A 16,291-nucleotide genomic window follows, 5' to 3' on the forward strand; every position below is an offset into this window, starting at 1 on the left:
ACAATTGCTGTATTATGAAAAACCAAAATCAGTCTTCGATTTTGAATCCCATACTGCGAGCAGTACCTTCGACCATTGCCATCGCCGCTTCAACTGACGCCGCGTTTAAGTCTGGCATCTTTTGTTCTGCGATTTCTCTAACTTTATCACGCTTAACTGTAGCAACTTTGTTTTTATTAGGCTCACCTGAACCCTTTTGAACGTTTGCTGCAACCTTTAGCAATACTGCTGCTGGCGGAGTTTTTGTGATGAATGTAAATGAACGGTCCTCGAATACTGAGATTTCAACTGGGATAATTAGACCAGCTTGATCTGCTGTACGAGCGTTAAATTCTTTACAGAATCCCATAATGTTAACACCTGCTTGACCTAATGCCGGCCCTACTGGTGGTGCTGGATTTGCTTTACCAGCTGGAATTTGCAATTTCACTACTTTAGTAACTTTTTTAGCCACGAGACACACCTCCTTAAGTCCGTGATGTGGTAATTGGGTTGCCCCTCCCACTCAAATATGTGCCTGCCGACGATGTCGGTAGAATTGGTTAATCCGTACAGACTAAGTCTGACCTTTGAAATGATACCACCATTACACAGATTTTGCAAGAGGGAAATCCCTATTACCCATCAATCCATTTTTTCTACTTGATCAAACGAAAGTTCCATTTTCGTTTCGCGTCCGAACATATCAACACTTACGACCACTTTACCTTTGTCCATTTCAATCTCTTCCACTTTACCTTCAAAGTTGGCAAACGGCCCTTCTAACACCGTTACACTTTCACCTACTCCAAAATCGATATCTACACGCTGCTCTTTCATACCCATTTGCTTTAGGATGAATTCTACTTCTTCCGGCAACAACGGTGTAGGCTTCGCTCCACCACCTGATGAACCGATAAACCCAGTAACACCTGGCGTATTGCGAACAACGTACCACGAGTCATCTGTCATGATCAATTCAACCAAAACATAGCCTGGGAACGTTTTACGCATAACCGTTTTCTTTTTACCATCTTTAATATCCGTCTCTTCTTCTTCCGGAATGACGACACGGAATATCTTATCAGACATGCCCATTGTCTCGACACGTTTTTCAAGATTAGCCTTTACTTTGTTCTCATACCCTGAGTACGTATGCACAACATACCAATTTTTATCCATTTCCATGACATTGAGGACTGCGCGTCCGTCCCTCCTTTAAATTAAAGCTGAAAAAACCCGTTTATTCATCAAAACGGGATATTCTCACGCTATTCATACTTTCTTTATTACAGACCTGTATACCATTTCATTACTCCAGAGATTCCTAAATCCACTACGAAGAAATAGACAGCCATGAATATAACCGTCGAAATAACGACTACAGTATACTTTGTTAGTTCTTTACGTTTCGGCCAGCTGACTTTCCGCATTTCCGAAACGACTTTTTTCAAAAAATCGGTAATCTTGCCCATTCTTCTCCAACCCTTCCGAATGACATAGCGTTCTGACTCGAACTCTATGTAACTGGTCAAATGGTTTGCTTATGCAATGTATGCGCATTGCAATGACTGCAAAACTTCTTTATACTCATTCTTCCCTCACGGCCGTTGTTGCCAGCGGGTAAAGAATAGTTTCGCGAACCACATATCTCACAGCTTAAAGTTATTTTTTTCGACATTTCAATTCACCTAATTCAAGACAATAGTCTCGCTAAAGAGTACCATTTAACTAACGATATGTCAATTTACTATTGATAAGTTTAACGTACCAAATCCACCGCCATCGAGTGTTCCAATTTGCGTTTGATCCGTTGCAAAGCATTATCTATCGATTTCACTTGGCGATTCAACACTTCAGAAATTTCGCGATAGGATTGACCTTCTAAATACAATGTTAATACTTCTTTTTCCAATCCGCTTAACACTTTATTCATCTCTTTTTCCATGAATGTGAAGTTTTCTTTATGGATTATCAAATCTTCAGGGTCATCTAATGTAGAGCCCGATATGATATCTAGCAACGTTCGCTCCTGATCTTCATCATACATCGGCTTGTCCAACGAAATAGACGTATTTAGTGGAATATGTTTTTGACGCGTGGCAGTTTTAATAGCTGTAATAATTTGTCGCGTAATACATAGCTCAGCAAAGACTTTAAAGGAGCTTAATCTGTCAGGACGGAAATCACGTATCGCTTTATAGAGTCCGATCATTCCTTCTTGCATGATATCTTCACGATCTCCACCAATAATGAAATACGCTCTTGCTTTCATTCGGACAATTGGCTGAAATTTAGTTATTAAAAAATCTAATACATCCGAATTCCCTAAATGGATCAATTCCACCATTTCTTCATCAGATAGTTTAGAAAACTCGTTTTTACTCTTTACATTTTCCATGTCCCGCACCAACCTCTCCACCCCAGAGTACTAATTGGTTTTATATGCCAGTATAGACGCGGTGATTTTTCACGTCAACTACTCATTTTCCACCACGTCTCATTTTTTCGAATTCCGCTGCCACTTCATCTGTCAGAGGAATTTTTGATAGAGGCCGTTGTTCTATTGAATCTTTTAACTTTTGCGCAATTACGCGATCCACTTCTTTCATAGCAATTTCTAACTCCCGTGCAGAGATGCGGAGTGCACCCTGGGCAAACACTACCCATTGTTCTACAAGATCTGAAGTAGCTACATGGATTTGCGTCAAACGACCGGATAATTCGGACACCAATTTTTCAATCCGCTCATCCGCCGTTTCATTCTCTCTTGTAAAGACGACTTCTACACGGTATTGTTTTTTTCGTTTTTCGATACCTGGTACCAGGTGGGCATCGAATATTACAATGACACGCCATCCCCTATTGGCCTGAAATTCCGCCATCCGCTCAATAAGTCGATCACGCGCTTGCGCAAAATCTTCTTGTTTCAGTTGTTGCAGTTCAGGCCACGCACCGATGATGTTATATCCATCAACGAGTAGCACATCTTTCTTCATGATGTAGCCTGAGCGGATTGACGCTTTCGTAGAACTTCATACATCAATAATGCCGCCGCTACCGAAGCATTTAATGACGTAACTTTTCCGACCATTGGCAATCCATAAAGGAAATCGCATCTTTCTCGCAAAATGCGTGACATCCCTTTACCTTCACTACCTATAATGACAGCCAAAGGTAATGTGGCATCCATATGGCGATAATCAGTGGCATTGGAAGCATCCGTTCCCGCAATCCAAATCCCTTGTCTCTTTAGCTCATCCACAGTTTGGGACAAATTATTCACACGCACAACGGGTATATGTTCAATCGCACCTGTTGACGCTTTCGCCACTACACCTGTCAAACCAACAGCACGTCTCTTCGGAATGATGATGCCATGCACGCCTGAAGCATCAGCAGTTCGTAAGATAGATCCTAGATTATGTGGATCTTCTAGCTCATCAAGAATGATGAAGAACGGATCTTCTTGCCTTTCTTTAGCAATTGCAAATAAGTCTTCCAGCTCCGCATAATCGTAAGCGGCAACTGAAGCGAGAATTCCTTGGTGACTCAGATCCGTCATACCATCCAATTTCTGCTTCGGTGCTGTCTGCACAACTACTCCCGCTTCTTTAGCAAGCTTCATAATTTCGCCGATACTTTTCTTATTAACGCCTTCTGCTACCCAGATTTTATTCAGTTGTCTTCCTGAACGTAGCGCTTCTACGACAGGGTTTCTTCCACCAATCAATTCAACTTCTAACTCTGTCATGCTTTCTCCTCCTCAGGCTGCTCCACCAGTCGAATAGCTGTCTCGATCAGTTCAGCCAGTCGCTCTTGCCGATCCAATAAATGTACATACCCGAGAACTGCTTCGAATGCAGAGCTATAATTATATGTTGTCACATCAGTGTTTTTGGGGACAGATCCCGCCTTCGCATTGCGACCACGGCGCATTACCGCCAATTCTTCTTCCGTGAGAATTTGTTGATCTCTCATCGTTAGGATAATTCGCGCCTGTGCTTTCGCAGAGACAAAGCGCGTAGCTTCCTTATGCAAAATTTGCGGTTTTACACGTCCACGGCGTAGTAAATGTTCTCTAACTGCTGTTTCATATACGGCATCTCCCATATAAGCAAGGGCTAGTGCATTGAGTTGTTTAACGTCTATTTCACGTAATTTCTCCACGCCGTTATCCTCTTTTCCAGCGAGTACCTTGCGCTGTATCTTCTAAAATAATCCCTCGCACTTTTAGTTCATCACGAATTTCATCCGACCGTGCAAAATCACGATTTTTCCGAGCATCAAGACGTTCCTGGATCAATTTATCCACTTCATCATCCACTAATTCATCCGCGCTATCAAAAGGCAATCCAAGTACACCCATTAACAGATCAAACGCTTCGATGAATTGCTGAAGTACGTGACGGTCTGTATTTTTCTCAAGCAAGTAAACATTTGCCTGTTTGGACAGTTCAAAAATTGACGCGATTGCATTAGCAGTATTGAAGTCATCATCCATTGATTTCTCAAATGCGTTAACTTGGTCGCTGATCTTATTTAACCATGACTCGGAATTTTCCGCCAGATCCGCCGAAATCGTCAGACGATGCTGCAAGTTGCTGTACGAAGTCCGGATACGCTCCAATCCATTCGCCGCACTCTCTACAAGTTCCTGTGCAAAGTTGACCGGATGACGATAGTGCACAGATAGCATGAAGAAACGCAGTACCTTCGGGTCGATTTGCTTACGAATATCATGTACCAAAATAAAGTTACCTAAAGACTTTGACATTTTTTCATTATCAATATTGATATACCCGTTATGCATCCAATAGTTGGCGAAAGTTTTGCCTGTAGCTGCTTCAGACTGCGCGATTTCATTTTCATGGTGCGGGAATGTTAAATCTTGCCCACCTGCATGAATATCAATGGTATCCCCGAGAAGTTGCTTGGCCATTACCGAACATTCGATATGCCACCCCGGCCGTCCCTTGCCCCACGGACTATTCCACGAAATTTCTTCTCTTTTTGCCGATTTCCAAAGTGCAAAATCAAGAGGATCTGTTTTGATGGCGTTTTCTTCCACCCGCGCACCTACTTTTAGTTCATCAATAGATTGGTGTGAAAGTTTCCCATAGCCTTCGAATTCACGTGTACGGAAATAGACATCTCCATAAGACTCGTAGGCAAATCCTTTATCGATAAGAACTTGGATGAATTCCACAATGTCATGAATATGCTCAGTTACTCGAGGATGTGCAGTTGCTACTTCACAGCCGAGAGCACTAACATCTTCGTGATACGCCGCAATGAAACGCTCGGTTAATTCTCCAACTTCTTCATTTAATTCATTCGCTGCTTTAATAATTTTGTCGTCTACGTCCGTGAAGTTCGAGACGTAATTCACCTCATACCCCCGGTATTCCAAGTAGCGGCGAATCGTGTCAAATGCAATCACAGGACGAGCGTTTCCGATATGAATATAGTTATAAACGGTCGGTCCACAGACATACATTTTAACCTTTCCTTCTTCTATTGGAATAAACTTTTCTTTCTTACGTGTCAATGTATTATAAAGTTGAATGCTCATGTAAATCTCCTTCTTTTTCATTCATAGTTTCCAACTGCTCAGTACGCAGCTTTAACTCCTGAATTTGCTTTTCTAATCGCTTGATTTCATCCGCAATCGGATCTTGCGTAGAATGATCCAGTTTACTTTTCACACGTACCCCATTTGAAATAACGATCTTCCCTGGTATCCCAACCACTGTAGAGTTGGGCGGCACTTCTTTCAAAATGACCGAACCCGCTCCTACCTTACTATTCTCACCGATCGTGATGGAACCAAGTACTTTGGCACCTGACGCAACCAATACATTATCACAGAGCGTCGGATGTCGCTTACCGCCTTCTTTACCCGTCCCGCCCAATGTGACTCCTTGATACAGTGTCACATCATCACCAATTTCACATGTTTCTCCTATTACTACACCCATCCCATGATCGATGAAAAGACGTCTACCTATCACGGCTCCAGGATGAATTTCGATACCCGTAAAGAATCTGCTAACTTGCGATACTACACGGGCCAAGAAACGGAGATTACGCTTATAAAACACATGTGCAATACGGTGCATCCAAATTGCATGCAACCCCGAATACGTTAAGATTACTTCAATCGTGCTGCGGGCTGCCGGATCTTGATCGAAAATACACCGAATATCTTCTTTCATACGTTTGAACAATGAACTTCCCCCTTTTTTCTCTTTCACATGACGGTGGTTTCCACTATAGAAAAATTTTGTGAGATAAAAAAAGCGCCCCCGTCACTTATGATGACAGAGACGCATTAAATGCGTGGTTCCACTCCGCTTGAGAACTTAATCGTCCCCCGCTTAATGTCTTTAACGCAGACTATACGTATGGCCTACTAACAGTTTCGGCTCATCGCTCAAAGGTGCATTTCGATAGTGAACGACTCAGGTCATTTCCAGCCTAGATGACCCTCTCTACAGAGTATCCACTACGTACTTTCCTTCTCAACGCTTTATATATGGTAATTTCATATTAGGTTCATTTTACATAAATTCATTGAATTGTCAATATTGATTATTTTGCAAATCTTCCAACGCGTTGAATGATTTTTTCTTTACCGATCAGTGCAATTGCATCTGGTAGTTCAGGACCTGATGTCTGGCCAGTCGCCACAACACGTATAGGCATGAATAGGTTCTTGCCTTTATGTCCCGTTTCTTTTTGAACTGCTTTAATAGCCGCTTTAATGGATGGCGCGTCGAAAGTTTCTAATTCTTCAAGTTGCTTCTTAAGCGAAGTCATCACTTCAGGCACTTGTTCACCAGCTAAAATTTCCGATGCTATTTCATCATATTCCAATGTATCCTGGAAGAACTGGGCAGATAACTCGACGATTTCAGCACCAAAGCTTAATTGTCCATGATATAGCGCGATCAAATCGTGAACCCATGCTTGTTCTTCAGCAGACATATTTTCAGAAACCAATCCCGCCGCTTGTAGATGAGGCAATGTTAATTCAATTACTTCTTCCAAAGACAGTTTTTTTATATATTGATTATTCATCCACGTCAGCTTATCCGTGTCGAACATAGAAGGTGATTTTGATAAGCGAGACTCATCAAATTGTTTCACAAGTTCGTCATGTGAGAAGATCTCCTCTTCTCCAACAGGCGACCAACCAAGCAAAGAGAAGAAATTAAACATTGCTTCCGGCAAATAACCTAAATCTTTGTATTGTGTAATGAATTGAATGATGGATTCATCACGTTTTGAAAGCTTTTTACGTTCTTCATTGACAATCAGCGTCATATGACCAAATCGCGGATGTTCCCAACCGAATACATCAAATACCATTAGTTGCTTTGGTGTATTCGTCAAATGCTCTTCTCCGCGGAAAACATGGGAGACTTTCATCAAATGATCATCGACGACTACAGCAAAGTTATACGTAGGAATACCGTTCGTTTTAACCATAACCCAGTCACCGATGTCTTTTGATTCGAATGTTACCTCACCGCGCACAAGGTCATCAATTGTATACGTAACGTCTTTAGGAACGCGCATACGAATATTGTAAGGTTTCCCAACGGCTTCATTTTCCGCTACTTGTTCAGCTGTCAAATTGCGACAAGTGCCATCATACATAGGCGCTGCGATTCCCGCTGCTTTCTGTGCGTCACGCTTTGCTTCTAACTCTTCAGGTGTACAGAAACATTTGTAAGCATGCCCTTTTTCGAGCATTTCATCTGCATACTTCTTATACAAATCCAGACGATCCATTTGACGGTACGGCCCATATTCTCCGCCAATATCAATTGATTCGTCATGATGGATACCGAGCCACGTCAAATTTTCAAGTTGTGACAGCTCACCACTTTCAATATTTCGTGCTGTATCCGTATCTTCAATACGAACAATGAATTTCCCGTCATAGTGGCGAGCGAACAAATAGTTGAATAACGCGGTCCGCGCGCCACCAATATGTAGTTGGCCTGTTGGACTTGGTGCATAACGCACTCGTACTTCTTGTGTCATATGATTTACCTCTCCGTTTCAAATTGATTACGTTCTTATATAATTTCCTATCTATTTTAGCACTGTAGAGGATGTTTTGAAAGTTACTGGTTTTTCATTAGTAAAATCGTTGCCATCGCTGCGATTCCTTCTTCGCGCCCAGGGAAACCTAGACGTTCCGTAGTCGTAGCTTTCACGTTCACTTGCGACAGATCCGCTTCAAGCAATTCCGCCACGCGTTCACGGATATCCCCAATATATGGTGCCATTTTCGGGCGCTGCGCAATAATCGTACAATCAATATTACCTAGACGATAACCTTCTTCTTTTACCATCGCCCACACTTTTTCCAATAAAACAGCAGAATCGGCGTCTTTAAACGCATCATCCGTATCAGGGAAATGTGTGCCAATATCCACTTTACCAATTGCACCAAGTGCAGCGTCTGTTACGGTATGCAACAACACATCCGCATCGGAGTGACCAATCAATCCTTTTGTGTGCGGAATGGTGATACCGCCGATAATAAGTGGTCTACCTTCTTCAAATGCATGTACATCAAAACCTTGTCCAATTCGAAACATGTGATTATTCCTCCTACTTTCTTCTGGCCAGTAAGATTTCACCTATAGCCAGATCTTCCTGGGTTGTCATTTTTACATTGTCATATGAACTTTCCACCACTTGGACTTCGTGACCAATCCGTTCCACTAGCATGGATTCATCCGTGCCCAGGAAACCGTCTTGAATGGCCGAGTCAGAGGCTTCTTTAAGCAATTTATATTGAAATGCTTGAGGCGTTTGTACAAGCCACAGCTTTTCACGATCCAACGTTTCTTTTACAGCACCAGCTTCCGCGTACTTAATTGTATCTTTCGCCTTAACTGCCGCTATAGCTGCACCTTTTTCATTAGCGGTACGCACCAGTTCGGTAATGACTGATGAATTTAAGAAAGGTCTAGCCGCGTCATGGACGAGAACAATACCTTTCTTTTCATAAGCAGAGATACAAGCCGCCACACTGTTTTGACGCTCACCACCACCCTTTACAAATGTAATAGGTTTCGCATGTTGATGCAGTTCAAGAATCTCTTCAATCACGGCTTGCTCTTCCGGCTTCACAGCCATAATGATTTCTTCACAATTGGGGTCTTCTTGAAACACACTTACTGTATGATACAAGATTGAATGCCCTCCAATTTTCAGGAAGAGTTTATTTTGTCCAGCACCCATTCGTTTGCCGCTTCCTGCAGCAGGAATCATCACTGTATATTTCACGTTTGTCACTCTGCTTTCTATGCTGGTTATCGACCCTTGGGTTTCGCAAAAATCATTCGTCCCGCGGATGTTTGCAATACACTTGTCACTACAACATCAATGGCATCCCCGATATGAGACCGACCATCTTCAATGACGATCATTGTGCCATCATCCAAGTATGCGACGCCTTGATTATGTTCTTTGCCGTCCTTGATGACGACCACATGCATTTCTTCACCCGGAATGACTACCGGTTTTACTGCATTAGCGAGATCGTTTATGTTCAAAACTGCAACACCATGCAAATCCGATACTTTGTTTAAGTTGAAATCATTTGTTACAACTAGGCCATCCATTTTCTTCGCCAGTTTAACTAACTTTAGATCCACTTCGGCTACATTTGGAATATCTTCGTCCGTAATGAGCACTTGAGGGCCGTCATCATTTTGTAAACGTTTTAGAATATCCAGACCACGTCTACCTTTTGTTCGCTTCAACGTGTCAGATGAATCTGCTATATGCTGTAGTTCCGTCAGTACAAACTGAGGTACAACTAAAATTCCCTGTAAAAATCCTGTTGCCACTATATCCGCAATACGTCCATCGATAATGACGCTAGTATCTAATAATTTATATACATCTTTTTGTGGGGGAGTGACAACTGGTTCTGACGATTCTTTCCTTTTTGCTGTTGTCATGCGTAAATTAGAAAATGCATTAATGAATTCTTCCCATTTTTTAAAACCTACTTGGAAACCTAAATAACCGAGAAGAATAGACAATAATACAGGCACAACAGAAGACACTACCGGAAAACCGATAGCACTTAGTCCGAAACTGAATAAAAATGCAACGATTAATCCTACGACTAATCCAATTGTACCGAATAATAAATCCATGATCGGTGCCTTCAGAAGTCTTTCTTCAATCCATTTAATGAAATTTACAATCGGTTCAGTTAAAAATAAGCTTAATAAAAATAGAATGATGGCTCCTATAATTGCCTCCACATACGGGTTCTCTATAATGGGGCGAGATGTAAACTCAAACATAGCGAATAAGTACGGTAAAAATAATACACCGAGAGTTCCTCCGATTAATAAGAACGAAACTTGGACTACCTTTTTCAACATATTCTTCCACCTCCTTTTCTTTCTAATAGTATACAACGAATTATGGTTAGCCGCTTAGGTTAAGTGAGGAATTTCTGAAAATTCCTCACTTAACCTACTAGGACTATTTAAATTACAGGAAAGTTTCTTATCTTTCTACTTATCCCGTTGTATAAAAATTTATTATCTGAATGCCACTCCCAACGCCTCCGTTATAGTTTCAACTCCTACAACTTCAATCCCCTCCGGAACATCCCAACCACCCAGATTGGACGACGGAATGATAATGCGATCAAAACCGAGCTTCGCCGCCTCCGTAACGCGTTGTTCTATTCTAGATACCCTTCTAACCTCTCCTGTTAACCCTACTTCACCAACAAAACAATCCCGCGCCCCTACAGCCGTGTCACGATAGCTAGAAACGATACTTAGTAAGACTGCTAAATCAATGGCTGGTTCATCCAATTTAACACCGCCCGCAACCTTAATATACGCATCTTGTGTCTGCAATAGCATCCCTGCACGTTTTTCCAATACCGCCATCAATAATTGCACACGGTTTTGATCCAGTCCAGTCGCCATACGCTTCGGATAATTAAAACTTGATGCCGTCATTAATGCTTGAATTTCAACGAGTATCGGTCGTGTGCCTTCCATAGAAGCGACAATGGTAGAGCCCGCTCCACCTTGTGACCGCTCACGCAAAAACATTTCAGATGGATTTAAGACTTCCTTTAATCCCGCTTGCAACATTTCAAAAATGGCGATTTCATTGGTGGAACCAAAGCGATTTTTAACACTGCGTAAAATACGGTATGTATGGTGACGTTCTCCTTCAAAATTTAGTACCGTATCCACCATATGCTCAAGCAATCGTGGTCCTGCAATCTGCCCTTCTTTCGTTACGTGACCTACGAGGAATATAGCAATGTTTTGCGTCTTTGCTATACGCATTAGTTCTGCGGTACATTCACGCACTTGAGATACACTCCCTGGCGCTGATGATACTTCTGGATGATGAACAGTCTGAATCGAGTCCACAATAACAAATCTCGGCTTCACATCGTCCACAGTTTCATTGATCATTGCGAGATCGGTTTCGGCATAAATATATAACTCGTCTGACTTCACACCTAAACGTTCTGCTCGTAACTTAGTTTGCTTAATCGATTCCTCTCCTGATATATATAGTACGCGCTGCTGTTGATTCGCAAGTAATGACGAGACTTGAAGCAATAATGTAGATTTCCCGATTCCCGGATCACCACCGATTAATATGAGCGAGCCCGGAACGATCCCCCCTCCAAGTACGCGGTTTAATTCCTCTAATTCCGTTTTGACACGGGGCTCTTCAGCCATTTCTACCTGACTGATCGGCAAAGCTTTCTGATTCATTCTTTCCCCGTGCTGAAATGCGGCACGCGGTCCTTTTTGCACAATCTCTACTTCTTCATCCATTGTGTTCCATTCTCCACAACCAGGGCAGCGCCCCATCCACTTAGCTGATTCATATCCACAAGAGCGGCACATGAACTTTGATTTACGCTTAGCCATATACTCTCTCCTTATCTTAAAATACGAAAAGGACAGCCCGCTACGCTTTTTAAAAACTAAGCGAGCGAGCTATCCGGTTTATCCTATTATTATTTTTCTGCTGCTACTGTTTGTTTTTCCGTACGTACGACAAACTGATTATCCTCTACATCAATGATTACTTTTTCACCCATCAGAACTTTACCTTCAAGTAACTCTTCAGATAATCGATCTTCTACATGTTTCTGTAATGCACGACGTAGTGGACGAGCCCCGTATTCAGGATCATATCCCTCTTCCGTAATCTTATCTTTAGCAGATTCAGTCAACACCAATTCGATGTCCTGTTCAGCCAAACGTTTTGCAAGTTCATCACTCATCAAGCTAACAATTTCACGTAAGTGCTCTTTCTCCAATGAGTGGAAGACAATCATATCATCTACACGGTTTAAGAACTCTGGTCTAAATGCTTTTTTCAACTCTGCAAGCATTTTCTCTTTCATATCATCATAATTGGACTCGCCATCCTGAATATTAAAGCCAACGTAACGGTTTTTCTTCAATTCCGTTGCCCCTACGTTAGAAGTCATGATGACTACCGTGTTACGGAAATCAACTGTACGTCCTTTAGAATCTGTCAGACGCCCATCTTCCAATACTTGCAATAAGATATTGAATACATCAGGGTGTGCCTTTTCAATTTCATCGAGTAGTACTACTGAATAAGGCTTACGGCGAACTTTCTCCGTTAACTGACCACCTTCTTCATAACCAACATAGCCGGGAGGTGATCCCACCAAACGAGATGTTGCATGCTTCTCCATATACTCTGACATGTCGATACGAATCATCGCATCTTCATCACCGAACATTACTTCTGCTAACGCGCGGGCTAGTTCAGTTTTACCTACACCAGTAGGGCCAAGGAAAATAAATGAACCAATTGGACGTTTAGGATCTTTTAACCCCGCACGTGCACGGCGGATCGCTTTGGAAATTGCTACAACAGATTCATTTTGACCAATGACGCGTTCATGTAGAATTTCTTCCATGTTAAGCAATTTAGCGGACTCTGTTTCTGCAATCTTGTCAACAGGAATTCCTGTCCACATCGCCACAACAGATGCGATATCATTTACTGTCACTTCGGATTCAGTCTGCCCTTGCTTTTCTTTCCAAGCCGCTTTCGTTGTTTCCAATTCTTCCTTCATCTTCTGCTCTTTATCACGGTAAGAAGCAGCTTTCTCAAATTCTTGGCTTTGTACGGCTGCATTCTTCTCGGAACGGATGGCCTCAAGCTTCACCTCGAGCTCCTTTAGGTTAGGAGGAGTTGTATACGAACGCAAGCGGACTTTCGAACCCGCTTCGTCAATTAAATCAATTGCTTTATCTGGTAAGAAACGGTCCGAGATATAACGATCAGACATCTTCGCTGCTGCTTCAACCGCTTCATCCGTAATCTTCACACGGTGGTGCGCTTCGTAACGGTCACGCAAGCCTTTAATGATCTGAATCGTTTCGTCTACGGATGGCTCATCGACTTGAATTGGTTGAAAACGTCGTTCAAGCGCTGCATCTTTTTCAATATATTTACGATATTCATCAAGTGTTGTAGCACCGATACATTGTAGTTCGCCGCGTGCAAGTGATGGCTTCAAGATATTGGATGCATCGATAGCACCCTCTGCTCCACCCGCACCAATCAATGTGTGCAATTCATCAATGAATAAAATGATGTTACCTGCTTGACGAATTTCTTCCATTACTTTCTTCATTCTATCTTCGAACTCACCACGGTATTTTGTACCTGCGACAACTGTACCCATATCCAGTGTCATAACGCGTTTGTCGCGCAAGATTTCCGGTACTTCATTACTTACGACTTGCTGCGCCAAGCCTTCTGCAATCGCTGTTTTACCTACACCCGGTTCCCCAATCAGTACTGGGTTGTTTTTCGTACGACGTGCCAATACTTCAATAACACGCGTGATTTCTTTGCTTCGCCCAATTACTGGATCTAATGTACCTTCACGTGCGATTTCAGTTAAATCTCGCGCTAAGCCATCTAATGTAGGTGTTGCTGCTGATGCAGAATTCGCTGGGTTTCCAACAGAACTTTCATCATTACCAAGCAATTGGAGTACTTGCTGGCGAGCTTTATTCAAGCTAACACCTGCATTATTCAGAACGCGTGCCGCCACACCTTCTCCTTCTCGAATTAAAGCCAATAAAATATGCTCAGTACCAATATAAGAATGTCCTAATTTGCGAGACTCATCAACAGATAATTCGATCACACGTTTTGCGCGCGGAGTATAATGAACGATCGGACCCACATCTTTAGAGCCTACGCCTACTAAAATCTCTACTTCTCGTTCAATAGTATCTGCACTCACGCTAATTGCTTCAAGAGCTTTTGCCGCGATGCCGCCGCCTTCTCGAATCAATCCAAGTAGAATATGCTCAGTACCAATAGATTCATGCTTTAAACGAATAGCCTCTTCTTGAGCCAGTTGTAAAACTTTTTGTGCACGTTGTGTAAATCGATTAAACATCATATCCATTCCCCTCTTTCCTTCATCAGTGGACTATATTCTATGTTATGCAAAATAACGCATCCATGCTTTGTTTCATATAACTATATATATTCATGTCAGTTCGCGATACAACCTAATTCGCATATTGACTTTGACTATCTTTGATTAATTATAAATGCTATGAGTCTTTCTTGCAAAAACTTTGCTCATAACGGATCACTGTCTTTTTTTTGTGTAGCAGATCGTACTACGCCTAGCCGATCCCGGAATAATTGTGCACGAAGAATATCTCGTTCATCAGATGTTAACTCTGTCTCCGCGTATTGTTGGAGAAAACCTGGTTGCATGAAAATCATCAATTCATTCAAAATGTTCATATCAATATTTTCAATGATACCTAAATCAATACCCAAACGGACGTCAGACAAACATTTTGCCGCTTCCGCTGATGGTAAAATCCGCGAATGAGTCAGTGTGCCAAGTGCTCTAAATAATCTATTCTCTAAGTGAACTTCTGACTTAGCCAATAATAATTCACGAGATTTCTTTTCATGCGCAATCAAACGCTTTGAAATACTCCCTAAGTCTTTCAGTATTTCCTCTTCTGATTTGCCAAGTGTAATTTGATTGGAAACTTGATAAATATTGCCTAGCGCTTCACTGCCCTCTCCGTAACTTCCACGTACGACCATTCCAAGCCTTGATATCGCAGGAATAATTCGCTCGATTTGCTTAGTGATAGTTAATGCAGGTAAATGCATCATGACAGAAGCGCGCATTCCTGTACCTGTGTTAGATGGACAACTTGTCAAATAGCCGAATGTTTCATCGAAGGCATAGTTCAAATTCACTTCCAGTTCGCTATCCACTTGATCAGCATGCTCATATGCCTGATCTATTTGAAAGCCTGGATAAATACATTGAATGCGAATATGATCTTCTTCATTCACCATAATACTGATCGTTTCATCTTCCGACAGCAAAACCGATCCATGTTTTTTAGGATTGATCAATTGCGGACTGACCAAGTGTTTCTCGACTAAAATTTGTCTTTCAAGTGGTGACAAATCTTTCATCGTGGTGCCTGTGAAGTGGTGATCCTGCATCGTCTCGACTGCTTGATTCAACGCTTGGCTTACACGGTTTGCATCTTCTTGTGAAGCATTTATAGGAAATAGATGATCTTGTAAATTACGAGCTAGCCGGATTCTTGTGGATAAGACAATGTCAGCATGCTCACCTTCCGCCACCATCCAACCTGTCAGTTCTTGTTTGAAGAATTTTTCAAATGACATGTTGATCATCACCCCCGTCGGACAGTTGCTGTTTCAACTGGTTCGCCTCATCCCGCAAAGTTGCCGCTTCTTCAAATCGTTCATTTTCTACAGCTTGCTGCATTTTCGTACGGATATCTTCTAGTTTTTTCTTTAAAGCAAAACGCTCATTAAGGGAAACCGGAATTTTTCCGCGGTGTTGGGTATGCCCATTATGCAATTTAGCAAACAACCTTGGTAGCTGTCCGCTGAATGCCACGTAACATGTAGCACAACCAAACTTTCCGATGTCAAGGAAACGATGGAAGGTCAAATCACAATTCGGACATTTCGGACCATCCGGTAATCTCTCATCGGCTTTTTGTTCTGAGAATAATTCTGATCCGCCCAACCAGTGTGCTAAAAATTGTTGAATTGATAACGGTTCCTGATCCGGACTGAATGAAAATGTTTGCGAGTAAAATGCACATTTATCACATAAATGGCGCTCAGTTTTATCATTTAAGGTTTCTTGTTTAAACACTACAGTAGCTGGTCGTTCTTTACAGTTTTCACAAAGCAT

18 protein-coding genes and 1 other annotated feature are annotated in these 16,291 nt (G+C 42.0%); all 18 genes read right to left on the minus strand.

Annotated elements, in window-relative coordinates:
* Positions 1-28: 28 nt before the first annotated feature.
* The 18 genes from rplK to SporoP8_RS08170 all read right to left on the minus strand — a co-directional run bounded on the left by rplK (position 29) and on the right by SporoP8_RS08170 (position 16,291).
* Positions 29-454 (minus strand): 50S ribosomal protein L11, encoded by a 426-nt coding sequence (gene rplK, locus SporoP8_RS08085; protein WP_029053289.1) that lies wholly within the window; start codon positions 452-454, stop codon positions 29-31.
* Positions 455-624: 170 nt separating this feature from the next.
* Positions 625-1,161: a transcription termination/antitermination protein NusG gene (nusG, locus tag SporoP8_RS08090; RefSeq protein WP_085133589.1), complete on the minus strand. Its 537-nt coding sequence runs from the start codon at positions 1,159-1,161 to the stop codon at positions 625-627.
* A gap of 107 nt (positions 1,162-1,268) precedes the next feature.
* On the minus strand, positions 1,269-1,454 hold the full coding sequence (gene secE, locus SporoP8_RS08095) for a preprotein translocase subunit SecE (protein ID WP_085132026.1): 186 nt from the start codon (positions 1,452-1,454) through the stop codon (positions 1,269-1,271).
* 56 nt (positions 1,455-1,510) lie between these two features.
* Positions 1,511-1,660, minus strand: a complete 150-nt coding sequence (gene rpmG, locus SporoP8_RS08100) for a 50S ribosomal protein L33 (RefSeq protein ID WP_085132027.1) — start codon at positions 1,658-1,660, stop codon at positions 1,511-1,513.
* An 81-nt stretch (positions 1,661-1,741) separates the two neighbouring features.
* Positions 1,742-2,380 carry an RNA polymerase sporulation sigma factor SigH gene (gene sigH, locus SporoP8_RS08105; protein WP_085133590.1) on the minus strand — a complete coding sequence of 213 codons (639 nt, stop codon included), beginning with the start codon at positions 2,378-2,380 and terminating at the stop codon, positions 1,742-1,744.
* Positions 2,381-2,462: 82 nt separating this feature from the next.
* Entirely contained in the window at positions 2,463-2,978 is a 516-nt protein-coding gene (locus SporoP8_RS08110; protein ID WP_085132028.1) for an NYN domain-containing protein, read from the minus strand.
* Complete coding sequence (gene rlmB / locus SporoP8_RS08115) at positions 2,975-3,733, minus strand: 23S rRNA (guanosine(2251)-2'-O)-methyltransferase RlmB (protein WP_085132029.1); 759 nt, start codon at positions 3,731-3,733, stop codon at positions 2,975-2,977. Before rlmB ends, SporoP8_RS08110 begins: the two co-directional genes overlap by 4 nt.
* On the minus strand, positions 3,730-4,149 hold the full coding sequence (locus tag SporoP8_RS08120) for a Mini-ribonuclease 3 (protein ID WP_099626723.1): 420 nt from the start codon (positions 4,147-4,149) through the stop codon (positions 3,730-3,732). Before SporoP8_RS08120 ends, rlmB begins: the two co-directional genes overlap by 4 nt.
* A 4-nt stretch (positions 4,150-4,153) precedes the next feature.
* Positions 4,154-5,554 carry a cysteine--tRNA ligase gene (cysS, locus tag SporoP8_RS08125; protein ID WP_085132030.1) on the minus strand — a complete coding sequence of 467 codons (1,401 nt, stop codon included), beginning with the start codon at positions 5,552-5,554 and terminating at the stop codon, positions 4,154-4,156.
* The gene (gene cysE, locus SporoP8_RS08130; protein ID WP_085132031.1) at positions 5,535-6,209 is read right to left on the minus strand and encodes a serine O-acetyltransferase; all 675 of its coding nucleotides are present in this window, start codon (positions 6,207-6,209) and stop codon (positions 5,535-5,537) included. The genes cysS and cysE overlap by 20 nt, the downstream gene beginning before the upstream one ends.
* Positions 6,210-6,301: 92 nt before the next feature.
* Positions 6,302-6,516 (minus strand) — a binding site (T-box leader).
* A gap of 57 nt (positions 6,517-6,573) precedes the next feature.
* A complete protein-coding gene (gene gltX / locus SporoP8_RS08135) occupies positions 6,574-8,034 on the minus strand; it encodes a glutamate--tRNA ligase (RefSeq protein ID WP_085132032.1) in 1,461 nt (486 codons plus the stop codon).
* Between the two features lie 83 nt (positions 8,035-8,117).
* On the minus strand, positions 8,118-8,597 hold the full coding sequence (gene ispF / locus SporoP8_RS08140; RefSeq protein ID WP_085132033.1) for a 2-C-methyl-D-erythritol 2,4-cyclodiphosphate synthase: 480 nt from the start codon (positions 8,595-8,597) through the stop codon (positions 8,118-8,120).
* A gap of 13 nt (positions 8,598-8,610) precedes the next feature.
* Positions 8,611-9,291 (minus strand): 2-C-methyl-D-erythritol 4-phosphate cytidylyltransferase, encoded by a 681-nt coding sequence (ispD, locus tag SporoP8_RS08145; protein ID WP_085132034.1) that lies wholly within the window; start codon positions 9,289-9,291, stop codon positions 8,611-8,613.
* Positions 9,292-9,317: 26 nt separating this feature from the next.
* Positions 9,318-10,406 (minus strand): PIN/TRAM domain-containing protein, encoded by a 1,089-nt coding sequence (locus SporoP8_RS08150; protein ID WP_085132035.1) that lies wholly within the window; start codon positions 10,404-10,406, stop codon positions 9,318-9,320.
* A 162-nt stretch (positions 10,407-10,568) separates the two neighbouring features.
* The gene (radA, locus tag SporoP8_RS08155; RefSeq protein WP_085132036.1) at positions 10,569-11,939 is read right to left on the minus strand and encodes a DNA repair protein RadA; all 1,371 of its coding nucleotides are present in this window, start codon (positions 11,937-11,939) and stop codon (positions 10,569-10,571) included.
* 89 nt (positions 11,940-12,028) lie between these two features.
* A complete protein-coding gene (locus tag SporoP8_RS08160; protein ID WP_085132037.1) occupies positions 12,029-14,476 on the minus strand; it encodes an ATP-dependent Clp protease ATP-binding subunit in 2,448 nt (815 codons plus the stop codon).
* Between the two features lie 185 nt (positions 14,477-14,661).
* Positions 14,662-15,750 (minus strand): protein-arginine kinase McsB, encoded by a 1,089-nt coding sequence (locus SporoP8_RS08165; protein WP_085132038.1) that lies wholly within the window; start codon positions 15,748-15,750, stop codon positions 14,662-14,664.
* Positions 15,740-16,291 (minus strand): UvrB/UvrC motif-containing protein, encoded by a 552-nt coding sequence (locus SporoP8_RS08170; protein ID WP_085132039.1) that lies wholly within the window; start codon positions 16,289-16,291, stop codon positions 15,740-15,742. Before SporoP8_RS08170 ends, SporoP8_RS08165 begins: the two co-directional genes overlap by 11 nt.

The organism is Sporosarcina ureae, assembly GCF_002101375.1.
Classification (GTDB): Bacteria; Bacillota; Bacilli; order Bacillales_A; family Planococcaceae; genus Sporosarcina; species Sporosarcina ureae_B.

What these genes read in the sequence shown, in the direction of transcription:
- nusG (WP_085133589.1), bottom strand. Translation starts at nt 1,161, where the DNA reads ATGGATAAAAATTGGTATGTTGTGCATACGTACTCAGGGTATGAGAAC.
- secE (WP_085132026.1), bottom strand. Translation starts at nt 1,454, where the DNA reads ATGGGCAAGATTACCGATTTTTTGAAAAAAGTCGTTTCGGAAATGCGG.
- rpmG (WP_085132027.1), bottom strand. Translation starts at nt 1,660, where the DNA reads ATGTCGAAAAAAATAACTTTAAGCTGTGAGATATGTGGTTCGCGAAAC.
- sigH (WP_085133590.1), bottom strand. Translation starts at nt 2,380, where the DNA reads ATGGAAAATGTAAAGAGTAAAAACGAGTTTTCTAAACTATCTGATGAA.
- SporoP8_RS08110 (WP_085132028.1), bottom strand. Translation starts at nt 2,978, where the DNA reads ATGAAGAAAGATGTGCTACTCGTTGATGGATATAACATCATCGGTGCG.
- rlmB (WP_085132029.1), bottom strand. Translation starts at nt 3,733, where the DNA reads ATGACAGAGTTAGAAGTTGAATTGATTGGTGGAAGAAACCCTGTCGTA.
- cysS (WP_085132030.1), bottom strand. Translation starts at nt 5,554, where the DNA reads ATGAGCATTCAACTTTATAATACATTGACACGTAAGAAAGAAAAGTTT.
- gltX (WP_085132032.1), bottom strand. Translation starts at nt 8,034, where the DNA reads ATGACACAAGAAGTACGAGTGCGTTATGCACCAAGTCCAACAGGCCAA.
- ispF (WP_085132033.1), bottom strand. Translation starts at nt 8,597, where the DNA reads ATGTTTCGAATTGGACAAGGTTTTGATGTACATGCATTTGAAGAAGGT.
- SporoP8_RS08150 (WP_085132035.1), bottom strand. Translation starts at nt 10,406, where the DNA reads ATGTTGAAAAAGGTAGTCCAAGTTTCGTTCTTATTAATCGGAGGAACT.
- radA (WP_085132036.1), bottom strand. Translation starts at nt 11,939, where the DNA reads ATGGCTAAGCGTAAATCAAAGTTCATGTGCCGCTCTTGTGGATATGAA.
- SporoP8_RS08160 (WP_085132037.1), bottom strand. Translation starts at nt 14,476, where the DNA reads ATGATGTTTAATCGATTTACACAACGTGCACAAAAAGTTTTACAACTG.
- SporoP8_RS08165 (WP_085132038.1), bottom strand. Translation starts at nt 15,750, where the DNA reads ATGTCATTTGAAAAATTCTTCAAACAAGAACTGACAGGTTGGATGGTG.
- SporoP8_RS08170 (WP_085132039.1), bottom strand. Translation starts at nt 16,291, where the DNA reads ATGCTTTGTGAAAACTGTAAAGAACGACCAGCTACTGTAGTGTTTAAA.